Genomic DNA, 15503 nt, shown 5'->3' on the forward strand with positions numbered 1-15503 from the left:
CGGACGGTAGAGGGCACTTCGCATGGGGTGTTGACGGCGGGTCTGATGATGCGGTCCTGAACATTGAGCGGGGGCCGACGGTCGGCTTCGCCGTCCACGCTAAGGAAGTCACCCGACAGGGATGTGTCGTTTCGTCTCGACTTGGGGGGAGAGACGCGGTGGATTAGGTATGACCAGTCGCGAGACCGCGAGGCAAGTCGACGGCTGATGCGTATGAAGCGGACGCATCGATGCTCGGTGATGCTGGTGAGGTGGGTCCGAGCTGACGTCGACTCTCAGAACCCGCTTATTTCTGGCCTACCGACCCGGCACTCGATCGCGGACGGATCTAGCGTGAGGATGTACGTTCCGAATGAGAAGGAGTTCGTCGTGTCGCAACACGCACAACAGTCCGAAGGCTCTGTCGCACCATCAGGTCGCGCGATGAAGGGCGTGAAGCTCATCGGAACGCTAGGCATCATCGGGGGCATCGCGCTCATCATCGTCGGCGTAGTGGTGTGGGTCATGGTCTCCGTGCAACTGCGTGCCGAGAACATCACGATTCCAGACGACGCGATCGCGTTCCAGGGGCAGACTGTCGCTGGCCCTTTCACCGCATTCGTTCAAGCCGACATCATCCAGCACCACGCGCTTGCAGCGTCGGACGGTAGCACCTACTCAGAGCTGGCCACCGATGATCCGGTCCGAGCGACCGTGATGAACGCCTCGTTCTTGCGTGCGTCGCTGTTCACCTCCGTCGTCTCTTTCGGCGTCGCGGCCTTCGCCATAGGCATCGGCGCGCTGTCGGCACTGTTCGGGTGGGCACTGCGGGCCCTCTCCGTTGCGAGGAGCACTGCAACGACCTGACGCTTTGCTAGCGCCCGGATGGGAGTTTCCAGGCGAGCGGCCCGTCCTCCACGTCATCGCACCCGTGCGAGGTCGCATTGGCCGAGTAGCCAGCCACCACAGGCAGGTGGCTGGCTACGCTCGTGTTCCTGCTCACGGTTGCTCCGGCGAGCATTTTTGGTGCTCAGCCGCGTAGATTCAAGTACACGGGGAGCGGAATGTGCTTCTCGCTGCGGCCTACGGTGTCCAGTACACGCCCCATCAACTTCACGGTGCGGAGCACGAGAACTCGATCGTGAATCCGCGCCGGCGGCACGTTGTCCTCGATTGCTGCCTCGATGACGTCCACGTCTGCGAGCTCGCGCATCCAGGTCACCGCGGCGAGGTCGAACGGGCCGATGGTGTGCATCACCGCCCGGCACTCCGGCATAGCGGCCAGCGTGCGAACGTCTCTCTCCCTGTGGGCCGCTGACGACGAGACAAGGAACCACGCGCATACAGGCCAGCCGGCCAAAGCCCGCGACACCTCTGTGCGGAAGCGGATCTCCCCGGATGCGGTGAGCTGTGCGAGACCAGTCCGCGCGGTGCGGATGCCAATATCCAACGCCTTGGCGACATGATCCGCCGTGGCGCGACCATCCTGCGCAAGCACCGCCGCGATGGACTCGGCAAGATCGCGGTGCGGGAGTCGGGGACGGGTGCGGGCACCTGGCCTCGCACGCCTGTCGTGCTGGTCGCCGGCGGCGCCGGCGAAGACGCGCCATCTGCTCGCATCTCGGTATGTCCAGCTCGCAGGGTACGAGCGGATGCCATCGACGAAGGGATGCGCGTCGAGCGAATCGAGGAGGAAGTCGGATAACGCCTGAGGGCTTCCGGCTATCACGGTGAGCATCAGACTCCGCGCCCCAGCGGTGACCTCGATCGTCGCGATCTCGGGGTGCGCGGCAAGTGAGGCTGCGGTGCTCGTCAGGCATCCGCTCTTGACACGCACCTCGACGAGTGCCATCCCCATCGCCAGCGAGCCATGCCCGAGCGAGAGGTTCGGTGCGACGGTCATCCATGCGACGCCTTCGTCCTTCAGCGTCTCCCACCGGCGCGCGAGCGTTGCATCGCTTGATCCCAGTGCCTGCGCGAGTGACGACCACGACGCCCGGGGGCGTGCCTGGAGTGCGCTGATCAACCGTAAGTCCAGGGCGTCGAGGGCATCATTCTTCATCGTGACCCCAGTCTGACGTCGAACTCGACATCCGGGACGGCCGCAAGCCCGTGAATATCTACCGTGATGACTGTCCAGAATCCCACGATGAAAGGTCACGAACGATGACATCCGCGGACAGAGTTCTCGTCGAACTCGATGCGATACGAGACTGGCAGGAACTGATCTACCTCGATCTTCACCGCCACCCTGAACTGAGCTCCCACGAAGAGCGCACAGTCGGGGTGACCGCACACCACCTCGACGGCTTCGGTTACGACGTGCATCACATCGGTGGTGGGGTCGTCGGAGTTCTTGCAAATGGGGACGGGCCGCGAGTGCTGCTGCGTGCCGATATGGACGCGCTCCCGGTGACGGAGCAGACCGGGTTGCCCTACGCGTCCACGGTGACGGCTCAGGATGGGGACGGGAATGCCGTCGGCGTCATGCACGCGTGCGGGCACGACATACATGTCGCTGCTCTGCTCGGTGCGGCGCGGCTGATGGCCGAACGGCAGAATGCGTGGAATGGCTCACTCATCGTCGTGTTCCAGCCGGCGGAGGAGACTGCCGCTGGAGCACAGGCGATGATCGACGCCGGGCTGCTCGACGCGATCCCTCGACCGGATGTCGCTCTCGCCCAGCATGTGCTCGGAATCGAGACGGGCACCATCGCAGTGGTCGCTGGGCCGAGCCTGGCCTGCGCGGACAGCATCCGCATCATGATCCACGGTCAGGGTTCCCACGGTGCGATGCCGAATCTCGGCGTCGACCCCGTGATCGTCGCCGCGGCCGTGATCCAACGGCTGCAGAGCATCGTGTCCCGTGAGTTGCCACCCGGCGAGCGAGCCGTCGTCACCGTCGGCGCTGTGCACGCAGGCTCGAAGAGCAACGTCATCTCCGATCACGCGGAGCTCCTGGTGAACACCCGCGCGTATTCGTCCGATATCCGCGATCAGATCGTCGCAGCGATCGAACGGATCGTACGTGCGGAATGCGCAGCGTCCGCCTGCCCTCGAGAGCCGGAGTTCGAGTACTACGATCAATTCCCGCTCACTGACAACGACCCTGCCACGACGCAACGAGTGGCCAATGCGATGCGCCTTCGCCTCGGCGACACGCGGGTGGGTGCCCTCACACCATTGGCCGCGAGCGAGGATTTCTCTCGGATTCCGGAGGCCTTCGGCATTCCCTACACGTACTGGGGACTCGGCGGGTTCCCATCGGGGGTCGTCGCACCGCCGAACCACTCCCCTCTCTTCGCTCCCCAGATGCAGCCGACGCTGAGAACGGGCACTGAGGCGTTGGTGACTGCGGCCCTGGCATACCTCGGTGAGAACACGGAGGCGACACGATGAGCGCCAGCACCAGCGCCACCGCGGCGCCCGACTACCGCGGCACACCGAAACTGCTCATCGGTATCGTCCTCGGCGTCTTCACCTTCTGGCTGTTCGCCGGGTCCCTTGGAACGGTCGCGCAGGAGGTCTTGGCAGACATCAACGTCGATCAGACCTACATCACCGCCGATCAGATGAACCTTGCCGTATCGATCACTGCCCTGTTCTCGGGGCTGTTCATCGTCCTCATGGGCGGAGTGGCAGATCGGGTAGGGCGGGTGAGGATCGCGATCATCGGAAACATCATCGGGATTGTCGGTTCGGTCTTGGTCGTATCCGCAGCTGGTCCCGTCGCGCTTCCGCTGATGCTCGGCGGACGTGCACTGCAGGGCTTCTCAGCCGCCCTTGTCATGCCGGCCACGATGGCCCTCGTTCGAACGTACTGGGAAGGTCCAGGACGGCAGCGCGCCGTTTCGATGTGGTCGATCGGCTCGTGGGGCGGTTCAGGACTCTCCGCGATCGTCGGAGGGCTTCTGGCCGAGCAGAACTGGCGCTGGATCTTCATCGCATCGATCGTCGTCTCGCTGGCTTCGACCGTTCTCATCTGGGGAACGCCAGAGAGCAAGGCGCCGACCACAGGACACCGGAAGTTCGACGTCCCCGGACTCGTGGCCTTCATGGTGATGACGCTGGCCCTGATGATCATCATCACGTTCGGCCGTCAGATCGGCTGGACCGCGCCGGTAACGCTGGCGCTCATGGCGGTGGTGGCAGTTTCCGCTGTGGCATTCATCCTCATCGAGCGACGTAACACCGACAATCCGTTCATCGACTTGGCGCTGTTCAAGAACATTACGTTCACAGGTGCGACGCTGTCCAACTTCATCCTGAATATGACCATCGGCCTGCTCCTCGTCTCGCAGCAGCTGTTTCGTGCTGCCGAACCGAATGGGCTGGGCTCGCTCCAAGCCAGCTTGCTCACTCTCGGCTACGCGGTCTCGATCATCGCTCTGATCCGCGTGGGCGAAAAGATGCTGCGTCGCTTCGGCCCACGCAAGCCGATGGTCTGGGGCACCCTCGTCGTCGCTCTCACCGCAGTTCTCTTGATGCCGACCAACCTTATGCTCGGCCAATATGAGATTCTCGCCGTGATCGCGTACACATTGTTCGGCGTGGGCCTGGCCTTCTATGCCACGCCGTCGACCGATGCGGCGCTTTCGAATCTGCCTGCGAGCCAGGCCGGCTCTGGTGCGGGCATCTACAAGATGGCATCGTCGCTCGGCGCCGCCATCGGCGCCGCGATCTCACTGACGATCTTCACATCGATCACAGAGGCGGGTGGCGTCCCCTGGCTGCGGGGTCTGATCAGCTTCCACGGCGAGCAGGGGAACGTCGCCGTGCGTGAGGCCGCAATGGTGGCCTGCGGGGTGAACCTGATCTTCCTGGTGATCGCGATCGTTTCGATCGTCACGACCGTCCCCAGGGGGCGCAAGTACAACGACGAGGACGATTTCTCCGGGGAAAGCACCGTATCCGCGCAGAAGCGCTGAAGCCGGCGCATCGTGAGGAGGTGAGGCGCCGCCCCGGCGCCTCACCTCCTCTCGCCGTCTCAGCTTCGAGCCGGCGGTGCGCCGGACGGCCCGCTTCATCTCGCTGGGCCCCGTATGGGGAAGGCACTCGGGTCCGGCCACCTCGACGGCACGCTCACGCTGGTCGTGCTCTGGTTGTCGTCCGGCGTGATCGACTACCCAACCGGGTGTCTCAGCACGGACGAACGCCAAGACGAGCACCACGACATACCGATCCGCGGCGGTCTCCCCTGTTCGACACTCGGTGCTCTGCGCTCGGTCCTCCGCACCCGGTCCTCTACACTCAGGGCAACGACACCGACCCGAGACGGTGTTCCTCCCGACAGCAGGACGATGATGCCCACACCGCTGATCGAGCGCGAGATCACCGCGCACGTGTCTCTCACCACGCCCACCGGGATGCTGAACCGGGAGGCTCTCGGCTGGTCGCGCACACCGGTTCACGACACCTCGGGTATCCCCGGCCGCGGCCACTGGGGGCGCAACAAGCGGTGGGAGTACTGGAACGTGATGACGCCGTCGCACATCGTCGCCGTCACGGTCTCGTGCGTCGACTACATGGCTCTGCACGAGTTGTGGGTGCTCGATCGCGCGACCGGTGACGACATCGGCACGACGGTGATCTCGCCGGGAGGGCGCAGCGCGACGCTCCCGTCGTCTCTCGGCGCGGGGCCTGCCCGAGCGCGCACGCGTCGGATCACCGTCGACATCGACGAGACCTTCGACGGAACACGCCTGCGCGCCTCCACCCCCCGCGTCTCGATCGACCTGCTGGCCGGTCGTCTGGAGACACACGAGTCGCTCGGTGTCGTCGTGCCGTGGCGCCTCGGCGACGAGATCCTCCGTTTCCAGTACACGGTCAAAGATGTGGCACGCCCGGCCACCGGAACAGTGACCGTGGACGGAGTGGCGCACGACGTGCCGACCGGAAGCTGGGCCGTACTGGACCACGGTCGCGGGCGCTGGCCGTATCGCGTGCGCTGGAACTGGGCTGCGGCCAGCGGTGTCGTCGACGGCCGCGTCATCGGGTTGCAGCTCGGTGCGAAGTGGACCGACGGCTCGGGTGCCACGGAGAACGCGCTGCTCATCGACGGGCGGCTGTCGAAGATCAGTGAAGAGCTCGTGTGGGATTACGACTCCGAGCATTTCATGCGTCCGTGGCACGTGCACGGGACGAGCGCCGACCTCGTGTTCACCCCGTTCTACGACAAGCACTCGCACACGAACGCGCTGGTGATCTCGAGCCGGACCGATCAACTGTTCGGTGTCTGGACCGGCTGGGTGCGCGACGAGAACGGAACGCGGGTGCGCGTCGACGGCATCGAGGGATTCGCGGAGGAGGTGCTCAACCGCTGGTGATGCGCACGCCTGCAGACTGCAGCGCGCGCTGCACTCCCTTCGCCGCCGAGCGACCAGCACGATTGGCGCCGATCGTGCTCGCCGACGGCCCGTAGCCGACCAACTGCACGCGGGGGTCTGCGACCGCCGTCGTACCTCGACCGTTCCGGTCGAGCTGGATGCCCCCGGCCGCACTGCGCAGGTGCAGAGGTGCGAGGTGACTGATCGCGGGGCGGAAGCCGGTGGCCCACAGGATGACGTCGACCTGCTCGAAGCTGCCGTCTGCCCAGCGCACGCCGTCGGGTTCGATCCGTTCGAACAGGGGGCGCCGGTCGGCGTAGGCACCCAGACGCTCGGCCTCCCGCTCCTGTGGGCGGAGCATGAGTCCGGTGACGCTGACCACGCTCTCGGGAGGGAGACCGGCGGCGACGCGCCGCTCGACGAGGGCGACGGCTGCGGCTCCCGCTTCCGGCGTGAAGTCGTCATGGCGCCACACCGGTTCGCGCCGGGTCACCCACAGGGTGTCGGTGATCGGCGCCAGTGCCCCGAGGAACTGCACGGCCGACGCTCCCCCGCCCACGACGAGCACCCGCTTGCCGATGAAGTGCTCGGGCCCCGGGTAGTCCACGGTGTGCAGCTGTTCACCGACGAACGTCTCCATGCCGGGGAAGTGCGGGAGGAACGGATGCGTCCAGGTGCCGGTCGCATTCACGAGGGTGCGGGTCGTCCACTCCCCCTCACGCGCCCGCACGACGAGACGGCCGTCGACGTCCTCGACGCGCTCCACGCGCACGGGGCGGAGCACCGGGAGCTCGTGCGTCTTCTCGTATCGCGCGAAGTATGCGGGCACGGCCTCGTTGGCGCGTGCACCGTCGCGGGGCGGCGGCGTGTCGCCGGGCAGTTCGGCGACGCCGTGCACATCGCGCATCGTCAGCGCGTCCCACCGGTGCTGCCAGGCGCCGCCGGGCTGTCCGTCGGCGTCGAGAACCACATGCGAGATACCCAGCCTCGAGAGGTGGAAGGATGCCGAGAGGCCGGCCTGCCCTGCGCCGATCACCAGACTGTCGAGGATGCTCACGCCGGTTTCAACGCCCGGCGCCGCGCGCTTGTTCCTCCCCACCGCACTCCACGGTGACGCGCCCGGGATGCCCGCCCCGATTGGTGTTCGCGTCGATTCGTGTAGTACTCTTTTCAAGTTGCTCCGGCTGGTCCGGAACAGCGTCTGGGCCTGTGGCGCAGCTGGTAGCGCACCTGCATGGCATGCAGGGGGTCAGGGGTTCGAGTCCCCTCAGGTCCACAGAAAAAGCCCCCGGTTCTCCGGGGGCTTTCTTCGTCTCACGCGGTAGTGACCAGGAGGCACCATGACGCACACGCCTCTGGGCTACGCGGATCGTGTGCGTGCGTCGCGGGGATATCGGACGGTGAGCCAGCTCATCGCGGACGACCTCAACGTCTTCCTCGACCCTTTCTCCGCACTCCTCTCCGCGCACGCCGAGATCGGGACCGGCAATGTGTTCTGTCCGAACGTCCGCATCGACGCCGACCCCGGCACTCTCCTCATCGGTGACGACAACCGCTTCTTCGAGGGCACCCGAATCGAGGCGACCGGCGGCGGACGCGTGAGCATCGGCACCGACAACGAGTTCGGCCCGCATGCGGTGGCTCTGCTCGCGAACCGTTCCGATTCCGTGATCACGATCGGCAACCGGGTGCGTCTGATCGGGAGGATCGACCTCGCCGGCGCTTCCACTCTGGGCGATGGATCGCAGATCCTCGGCGATGTCACGGCGGTGAACGTCGCGCTCACGAGCGGCGGGAGCCACCGCGACCCCGATCCTGACCTGCGCGGCGCCGTGCTCAAAGGACGAGGCCGGGCCACCGGACTCGCGCTGGCTCGCGGCCACGTCATCAATGCAGACGGTGATTTCGGCACCGCAGCCGTAGAGGCCCAATCGGTCTATCACCCTCGATCCGCCGGATGACCGCGTCGCGTCGGCCTCGCTAGCGCGCGTCTGCACGAGCGTCAACCCGATTCCGACCGCACGCCCCGCGTTCTACCGTGAACCCATCTCGACGAAAGGATGCGATCATGTCGAACCCGATCATTCCCCCGGTTCCCCCGCTCCCCCATGACGACGACCCGACCGACCCGACGGGTGTGCCGACGAGGGAGGTCGACGGCGAGCGTGTTCTCGATCCGGATGTCGATGACGCGCTCGTCGACAGCGCCGAGGCCGACCGCGTCGCTGCCGGCGCGGACGAGCACGACGACGGCCCCGACGTCTGACCGCACACCCTCGCCGGCCCGCAGCGCACCGGTCGCCGTCACCCGCGCCCCGTAGACTTGCTCTCATGGCACCGGTGGCGGCGACGTGGTCCGGAAGAGGCTCATCGAGCGTCTTCCGGGGTGTGCTGTCGGGCGTGCTCCTCGTCGCCGCAGTCATCCTGGGGCTGCTGGGGATGCACACCCTGAATCTGCACGGCACTGCGGCGGCCGACACTCCGGCGGCGGCGATTTCCGCGGCCATGACCGTGTCCGAGCCGGTATCCGCGCATCACGGCACAGCACAGGTGCAGGCGCACCCGTCCGAAGACCCGTCCGGCACGACCGCGATGTCCTGCGCAGGCTGTGGCACCGATGATCACGCCGGCATGGCGATGATGTGCGTCCTCGCGCTCCTCCTCGCCCTCGTGCTCCTCATCGCGCCCGGAGTGCTTCGCGGATGGACGGCGATGCTCCTCCGCTCGCCCCTTCTCGAGGTCCTGGCCGCGCGGGTCCTCCCCCGCGCCCCTTCTCTGCACGTTCTCTGCATCAGCCGCACCTGAGCAGCCGTCGAGCCCGCGCTCTCGCGCCACGGCTCCAGGCCTCTCACCCTCGCGCGCCGCCGTCCGGCGTGTGCGCAACGACTATGCGTATTTGGAGAACACACCCATGAAGATTCGTGCTGCGGCAACCGCCGCACTCACCCTGTCCGCCGTTCTGCTGCTGTCCGGCTGCGCGACCGGCACCGACGACGCTTCCATGCCCGGCATGGACCACAGCTCGTCGTCACCATCGGCCGGCATGAGCGATGCCGACGTCAACGATGCCGACGTCATGTTCGCCTCGATGATGATCGTGCACCACGAGCAGGCGATCGAGATGAGCGACATCGTGCTCGGAGTGGAGGGGATCGACCCCGAGGTGGCCGAACTCGCCCAGCGGATCAAGGCCGCGCAGGGCCCGGAGATCGAACAGCTCGAGGGCTGGTTGGACGATTGGGGCATCGGCTCCGACGACCGCGACGCGAACGGGATGGACCACGGCGACGGGATGATGAGCGACGACGACCTCGCCGCGCTCCGCTCCGCCGACGGTCCCGAAGCGTCGCGCCTGTTCCTCGACCAGATGATCGTGCACCACGAGGGAGCCATCGAGATGGCGCGGGCGGAGGTCGACGGCGGGAGCGATCCGGAAGCGATCGAACTCGCCCAGACGATCATCGACGCGCAGACCGAGGAGATCCAGGAGATGAAGGACCTCCTCTCCACTCTCTGATCCCATTCCGGGGTCGGTGTCGGCGTATTCCCGCCCACACCGGCCCCACCTCGCACGAAGGACCGTCCCCATGAACCATCCCCTCCCCTCCACCACGTCTCCCGCCTCTCCCGCTGTCGCCGCATCACCCCGACGACGGAGGCTGTCCGCAGGGCTCGCCGCGTTGGCCGTCGCCGGAATCGCGCTGGCCGGGTGCGCGCCCGCCGTCTCCCCCGCCGACGTCGACTCGGTGGCGTCGGCGCGGGACCTGCTCGCCGCGCACGACCTCGCCGGGCTCGACGTCGGCGAGGTGATCGAACGACTCGACGCGATGCCCGTGGCGGACCGCCCGGACGATCTCCTCGCATCCGTCGAACCCGACGCGCTCCTGCTGCGTGACACCAGCGGCCGGGAGAGTCGGCTGCCGATGCCCGACGACGCGGTGTACATCTCGGTCGCACCATTCCGCGAACAGACCCATGAGTGCCACTTCCACAGCCTCACGACGTGCGTCGGCGAGCTCTCCGACACCGAGATGCGCATCGTCCTCACCGCCGCCGACGGGACGGTGCTCATCGACGAGATGCGCCGCACCCACGACAACGGGTTCACCGGCGTCTGGGTGCCTCGGGGAATCGAGGCGACGCTGACCGTCGAGAGCGCCGGCCTGACGGGCACCGTGCCGCTGTCGACCACGTCGCCGGACGATCGCACGTGCGTAACCGATCTGCAGCTGCTGTGATCCCGCACGTGGCCGCCTGAGCTCCGCAACGCGGCATGGAGGAAGCGCACCCCCTCGGAGATCGAGGAGGTGCGCTTCTTCGTTCGCTGTCCGTGCCGCGGGACGACTAGGTCGCCAGCAGCGGCGGCCGATGGGGGATGGAGATCGGACGTGTGGCCCTGCTCGAACCACGCATCCTCTCGACATCCTCGAGCACCTCGAATGCGGTTCCATAACGCGTGGCGAGCGGCAGGTCACGCAGCCAGGTCACCTCGACCTCGGTCTCGGCGAGTTCGTACACGCACGCGACGACATGGCGCGGGTCGTTGGGCGAGTATCGAAGGTCGTTGATCACCCATTCCGACGCCGTGATGCGATTCAGCATGAAACGCGGATCCGGAAGTTCAGACATGTGGGGCCCTCCAGGACTCTCTCTCCCTAGAGAGTGCGACACAGATCGTGCCCTGGGAAGCCCCTTGACACCACGCGCGGAGGGTGCCGTCACGGGTTTCGACCGGAAGACGGAGCGGACTGACTCCGACGCGCCGGATCAGCGACCCGGCCGCACCGTGAGGTCGGTGATCTCCGCGTCGCGCGGAAGATCGAGGGCGGTGAGGATGGTCGTGACGACGGCATCGGGCGTGATGAAGCGACCGGCGTCGTAGTCCTGCCCCTCCTGCTGGTGCACACGCTCCTGCATGGGAGTGGCCGTGCGACCGGGATAGATCGAGGTCACGCGCACACCGTGTGCGGCCTCCTCGGCTCGAAGAGCATCGGCGAGAGCTCGGAGACCGTGCTTCGATGCTGCGTAGGCCGACCACCCGGCGTTGGCACGCAGTCCCGCCCCCGAGTTCACGAATACGACCTGCCCTTGCGACACGCGCAGAACGGGCAGCAGAAGGCGCGTGAGCTCGGCAGGAGCCACGAGGTTCACGGCCAGCTGCTGTTCCCACAACGCGGGAGCGAGGTCGGCCACGTCACCGAGGTCGACGACCCCGGCGACGTGCACGAGCGAGTCGATCCGGTCGGGCAGGTGCTGCTTCGACAGCGCCCACGACAGACGACCCGGCTGAGCCAGATCAGCGACCAGGACGGATGTTCCCGGAAGGCTCTCTGCGATCTGCCTGGCGCGTCCGGCGTCGCGGGCAAGCACCACCACGTCATCGCCACGGTCCAGCAGACGGCGCGCGAGGACTGCACCGATGCCGGAACCCGCACCGGTGATCAGGTGCGTGGGCATGTCAGCTCGGGTCTGTGGTGGCGGGCTCTGCCACGTCGATCGGAACGACGGGGCAGTCCTTCCACAGTCGCTCGAGGCCGTAGTAGACGCGCTCCTCCTGATGGAAGACGTGCACGATCAGGTCGCCGAAGTCGAGGAGCACCCATCGGGCCTCCGCGCGCCCCTCGCGCCGTACGCGCTTGTGGCCCGACTCGATCAGCCGGTCCTCGATCTCATCGGCGATGGCGGCGACGTTGCGCTCGCTGTTTCCGGTGACGAGCAGGAAGATGTCGACGAGCGGAAGAGGCTCGGACACGTTCAGTGCGACGAGATCTTCACCGCCCTTGTCGATGGCGGCTTGTGCTGCGAGACGCAGCATCTCTTCGGCAGTTTCAGGTGATTGCATCAGAACACATTCGTGGTGATGGCGATGATGACGACGACACCGACAGCGAGGGCGAGGCCTCCGGCGACGATCGCCAGGGTGATCATCAGCCGGTTGCCCTTCTCGGGCGCCGGCGGACGGATCACCTCGCCGGCGGGCTTGATGGTGCTGACCGCCGAGCTGGCGGCGATCGGCGTAGGCGACGACGCGGGGGGAAGCTCGCCGTCGATGAGAACGGCGTCGACGTCCTTGCCGTCGGTGGTTCCCAGGGCGTGGCCCTGCGAGCCCATGCCCTGAGGCAGTTCATAAGACCCGGTGACGAGGATCTCACCGGTGGAGGCGACAGGGCCGGAGAGCGAGCCCTCTCCCGGGGACGGCGTGAAGATCAGGGCGTTCGGTGCGGAGTGCTGCGACCCGGTCGAGTCACCGACGGAGAGCAGCTCGTCGAACGACGGGCGGAAGGGGGTGTGCGGGTCGGGAGCATCGGCGAGGATCCCCTCACCGAACGCGGGGTTGACGGTGGGGCGGGCTGCGGCGTCGTCATCGTCATCATCGGCGTCACCGACATCTGCCAGCACGTCGTCACCGCCGGCCTCGGAGTCACCGGTGCTCTCGGCCGGAAGGCCCAGAGCCGAAGCCACGTCAACATCGTCCTCGTCGGACTCGTCACCGGCACCATCGACGGACTCCAGCGGAACATCTCCCACGGAATCCGCGACGACGGATGCACGCACGGGAGCGACGGCGACCTCGTCGTCGACGTCATCATCGTCGACGTCATCATCGTCGGCGTCGCCCGGCTCTTCGTTCCGTGTGAAGTTCGGGACCCCCGACACGATCTCCGCGGGGTCGTGCGTCGCGGCGGACTCCTCGTCGGTCGGTTCCACCGGCGCGTCGGGGGCTGGCTGCTCGACCTCCCCCTCTTCGGACTGCTCTCCGGCGATCACGGGCACCGAGGCCGTGCGCACCTTCTCGAGCTCGCGCGCCTGGCGGCGCGTCAACGGCGCATCGCCGCTGACGTCGTCAGGCACGGAAGTCGGCGCGGGCGGGATCTCCACGGGCTCGGCGGCACGGGGCAGCGGCGGTGCGGGCGGTGCCGCCTCAGCCGCCGCGGCAGCCTCCTCGCTGGAGATGACCGGGGTCGACCCCGTCAATCGAATCTCCCGCAGCTGCTTTCGCGTCAGCGGACCCTGCTCCTGCTGATCCGATGTACTCATGCCTTGCTCCGATACAGATGATGCTTCGCGATGTACTGAACGACCCCATCAGGGACCAGATACCAGACCGGCTGATCGTCGCGAACGCGTTCACGGCAGTCCGTCGACGAGATCGACAGCGCCGGCACTTCCAGTTGGCTGACGTTGTCGCTCGGGAGGCCGTCTGTGCTCAGGACATGTCCAGGGCGTGAGACCGCGACGAAGTGGGCCAACTCCCACAACTCATCATGGTCCCTCCAACTGAGAATTTGCGCTACGGCGTCGGCTCCGGTGATGAAGAAGAGGTCGGCATCCGGTCGATCACGCTTCAGGTCGCGCAGTGTGTCGATCGTGTAGGTGGGGCCCTCGCGGTCGATGTCGACCCGGCTCACCGTGAACTGCGGGTTCGAGGCGGTGGCGATGACCGTCATGAGGTAGCGGTGCTCGCTCGGCGAGACTCCCGACTTCTGCCACGGGTGGCCGGTCGGCACGAAGACGACCTCGTCGAGCCCGAAGGAGTTCGCGACCTCGCTGGCTGCGACGAGGTGGCCGTGATGGATGGGGTCGAACGTACCGCCCATCACGCCGATGCGCGGGGGGCGCGTGGTCGCAGCGTCATTCATGGGGGCCTAGTGGCCGTGTCCCGCCTCGTGGCCGTCCTTGCCGTGCTGCGCTGCCCATGCCTCGGCCTTCGCCGAGTGACGGTTGGCGACGTTCTTGTACGAGAAGGTCACCAGCCCGAGGAAGGCGAACACGACCGCAGCGATGGCTCCGAAGATCACCGTTTCGAGCGCGACGTTGCCGTGGTGCTCGGTTTCGGCAGCGGCCATCGCGATCTGTGCGACGAGGTTCATCCTGACTCCGTTTCGTGGCGTGCTGTTCGGGATCCTGTGAGGTACAGCGTCCCCCAGTCTAGCCCTCAGCCGCGGGTCTGCCCCGCCCCACGCGCGAGCCATTTCGTGCTGGTCAACTCGGACAGCCCCATGGGCCCGCGAGCGTGCAGCTTCTGGGTCGAGATGCCGACCTCCGCGCCGAATCCGAATTCGCCGCCGTCGGTGAAGCGCGTCGACGTGTTCACCATCACGACGGCGGAATCCACATCGGCGAGGAAGCGTTCCGCGTTGCGCGAGTCGGTCGTGATGATCGACTCCGTGTGCCCGGTGCTGTAACGGCGGATATGGTCGAGGGCCTCGTCGAGGGAGTCGACGACCTTCATCGCGATGTCGAGACTCAGATACTCGGTCTCCCAGTCCTCCTCGACCGCCGGGATCACGTTCGACACCATGCCGGCGACCATGTCGTCACCGTGGATCGCGACGCCCTCACTCTGCAGAGCGCTGGCCACGAGCGGGATCAGACGTGGAGCCGCCTGACGATGCACCAGCACCGTCTCCACCGCGTTGCACACGCTGGGGCGCTGCACCTTGGCGTTCACGACGATGTCGCTCGCCCAATCGTCCGGGGCCGTCTCGTCGAGGAAGATGTGGACGTTGCCCGCTCCGGTCTCGATGACGGGCACGGTCGACTCCGTGACGACGGCTTCGATGAGACCGGCACTCCCCCGTGGCACCAGCACGTCGATGAAGCCGCGACCGTGCATGAGCGCCTTCGCGCCCTCGCGACCGAAGTCATCGACGGTCTGGATCGCCTCGCTCGTGAGTCCCGCGCTCTCCACCGCCCGCCGCATGACGTCGACGAGCACGGTGTTCGACTCGCGCGCGGCACTCCCCCCGCGCAGCACGACGGCATTGCCCGCACGCAGCGCGAGCGCGGCGATGTCGACCGTCACGTTCGGCCGGGCTTCGTAGATGGCGCCGACCACTCCGAACGGCACGCGCACCTGCTCGAGGGCGACACCGTTGGGCATCCTGTGCCCGCCGACGACGCGGCCGACCGGGTCGGCGAGGGCCGCGACTTCGCGCACAGCGGCGGCAAGGGCCGCCACGCGCTTCTCGTCGAGACGCAGCCGGTCGATGAGCGACTCCCCGATGCCCTCGTCACGCCCACGGACGATGTCGCGGGCGTTCGCCTCGATGATGCGCGGCGCGGCGTCGAGAAGGGCGACGGCGATCGCTTCGAGCACCCGCGCCTTGTCGTCGCTCGTGAGCGCGGCAGCGGCGCGGGAGGCCTCTTTGGCGCGCTCCAGGCGCACCTGTGGGGTCTGGTCGGTCATCCGCCCAG

At 67.0% G+C, this 15503-nt stretch carries 18 protein-coding genes and 1 tRNA gene; 10 read left to right on the forward strand and 9 right to left on the reverse strand.

Translation table 11 applies throughout. The features are described 5' to 3' along the window. The first annotated feature begins 339 nt into the window (after positions 1-339). Positions 340-846, forward strand: a complete 507-nt coding sequence (locus tag DW307_RS13745; protein ID WP_231479818.1) for an aromatic ring-opening dioxygenase LigA — start codon at positions 340-342, stop codon at positions 844-846. A gap of 163 nt (positions 847-1009) precedes the next feature. Here DW307_RS13745 and DW307_RS13750 read toward each other — a convergent pair whose 3' ends face one another. Further along, positions 1010-2041, reverse strand: a complete 1032-nt coding sequence (locus tag DW307_RS13750; RefSeq protein ID WP_029260191.1) for an Lrp/AsnC family transcriptional regulator — start codon at positions 2039-2041, stop codon at positions 1010-1012. A gap of 104 nt (positions 2042-2145) precedes the next feature. Here DW307_RS13750 and DW307_RS13755 point away from each other — a divergent pair, with 104 nt between their 5' ends. From DW307_RS13755 to DW307_RS13765, 3 genes are all read left to right on the forward strand, one after another. Next, positions 2146-3378 carry an amidohydrolase gene (locus DW307_RS13755; RefSeq protein ID WP_136024987.1) on the forward strand — a complete coding sequence of 411 codons (1233 nt, stop codon included), beginning with the start codon at positions 2146-2148 and terminating at the stop codon, positions 3376-3378. Beyond that, a complete protein-coding gene (locus tag DW307_RS13760; protein ID WP_136024988.1) occupies positions 3375-4907 on the forward strand; it encodes an MFS transporter in 1533 nt (510 codons plus the stop codon). The genes DW307_RS13755 and DW307_RS13760 overlap by 4 nt, the downstream gene beginning before the upstream one ends. 375 nt (positions 4908-5282) lie before the next feature. Beyond that, complete coding sequence (locus tag DW307_RS13765; protein WP_136024989.1) at positions 5283-6305, forward strand: DUF2804 domain-containing protein; 1023 nt, start codon at positions 5283-5285, stop codon at positions 6303-6305. Here the strand turns inward: DW307_RS13765 and DW307_RS13770 are convergent. Further along, positions 6292-7362, reverse strand: a complete 1071-nt coding sequence (locus DW307_RS13770; protein ID WP_136024990.1) for an NAD(P)-binding domain-containing protein — start codon at positions 7360-7362, stop codon at positions 6292-6294. The two genes, DW307_RS13765 and DW307_RS13770, sit on opposite strands and share 14 nt — an antisense overlap. A 146-nt stretch (positions 7363-7508) precedes the next feature. Between DW307_RS13770 and DW307_RS13775 the strand changes: the two genes are divergently transcribed. From DW307_RS13775 to DW307_RS13800, 6 genes are all read left to right on the forward strand, one after another. Beyond that, a tRNA-Ala gene (locus tag DW307_RS13775) sits at positions 7509-7581 on the forward strand. Positions 7582-7645: 64 nt separating this feature from the next. Continuing rightward, the gene (locus DW307_RS13780) at positions 7646-8266 is read left to right on the forward strand and encodes a hypothetical protein (protein WP_136024991.1); all 621 of its coding nucleotides are present in this window, start codon (positions 7646-7648) and stop codon (positions 8264-8266) included. Between the two features lie 107 nt (positions 8267-8373). Beyond that, positions 8374-8571: a hypothetical protein gene (locus DW307_RS18155; RefSeq protein WP_029264977.1), complete on the forward strand. Its 198-nt coding sequence runs from the start codon at positions 8374-8376 to the stop codon at positions 8569-8571. A gap of 65 nt (positions 8572-8636) precedes the next feature. After that, the gene (locus DW307_RS13790; RefSeq protein WP_136024993.1) at positions 8637-9110 is read left to right on the forward strand and encodes a DUF6153 family protein; all 474 of its coding nucleotides are present in this window, start codon (positions 8637-8639) and stop codon (positions 9108-9110) included. Positions 9111-9216: 106 nt separating this feature from the next. Then, complete coding sequence (locus DW307_RS13795; RefSeq protein ID WP_136024994.1) at positions 9217-9822, forward strand: DUF305 domain-containing protein; 606 nt, start codon at positions 9217-9219, stop codon at positions 9820-9822. A 70-nt stretch (positions 9823-9892) separates the two neighbouring features. Beyond that, positions 9893-10543, forward strand: coding sequence for a CueP family metal-binding protein (locus tag DW307_RS13800; protein ID WP_205810507.1), 651 nt, complete (start codon positions 9893-9895; stop codon positions 10541-10543). A 106-nt stretch (positions 10544-10649) separates the two neighbouring features. Here DW307_RS13800 and DW307_RS13805 read toward each other — a convergent pair whose 3' ends face one another. The 7 genes from DW307_RS13805 to DW307_RS13835 form a co-directional block, all read right to left on the reverse strand. Further along, positions 10650-10934, reverse strand: coding sequence for a hypothetical protein (locus DW307_RS13805; RefSeq protein ID WP_021198535.1), 285 nt, complete (start codon positions 10932-10934; stop codon positions 10650-10652). Between the two features lie 138 nt (positions 10935-11072). Continuing rightward, on the reverse strand, positions 11073-11762 hold the full coding sequence (locus DW307_RS13810; protein WP_136024995.1) for an SDR family oxidoreductase: 690 nt from the start codon (positions 11760-11762) through the stop codon (positions 11073-11075). A 1-nt stretch (position 11763) separates the two neighbouring features. Then, the gene (gene rsfS / locus DW307_RS13815) at positions 11764-12147 is read right to left on the reverse strand and encodes a ribosome silencing factor (protein WP_029260174.1); all 384 of its coding nucleotides are present in this window, start codon (positions 12145-12147) and stop codon (positions 11764-11766) included. After that, a complete protein-coding gene (locus DW307_RS13820; protein WP_136024996.1) occupies positions 12147-13343 on the reverse strand; it encodes a hypothetical protein in 1197 nt (398 codons plus the stop codon). Before DW307_RS13820 ends, rsfS begins: the two co-directional genes overlap by 1 nt. After that, positions 13340-13945, reverse strand: a complete 606-nt coding sequence (gene nadD / locus DW307_RS13825; RefSeq protein ID WP_021198523.1) for a nicotinate-nucleotide adenylyltransferase — start codon at positions 13943-13945, stop codon at positions 13340-13342. The genes DW307_RS13820 and nadD overlap by 4 nt, the downstream gene beginning before the upstream one ends. A gap of 6 nt (positions 13946-13951) precedes the next feature. Next, entirely contained in the window at positions 13952-14176 is a 225-nt protein-coding gene (locus DW307_RS13830; RefSeq protein WP_021198522.1) for a hypothetical protein, read from the reverse strand. A gap of 65 nt (positions 14177-14241) precedes the next feature. Further along, a complete protein-coding gene (locus tag DW307_RS13835; RefSeq protein ID WP_136024997.1) occupies positions 14242-15495 on the reverse strand; it encodes a glutamate-5-semialdehyde dehydrogenase in 1254 nt (417 codons plus the stop codon). Positions 15496-15503 lie beyond the last annotated feature (8 nt).

The sequence above is a fragment of the Microbacterium sp. K27 genome (assembly GCF_004794435.1).
Classification (GTDB): Bacteria; Actinomycetota; Actinomycetes; order Actinomycetales; family Microbacteriaceae; genus Microbacterium; species Microbacterium maritypicum_A.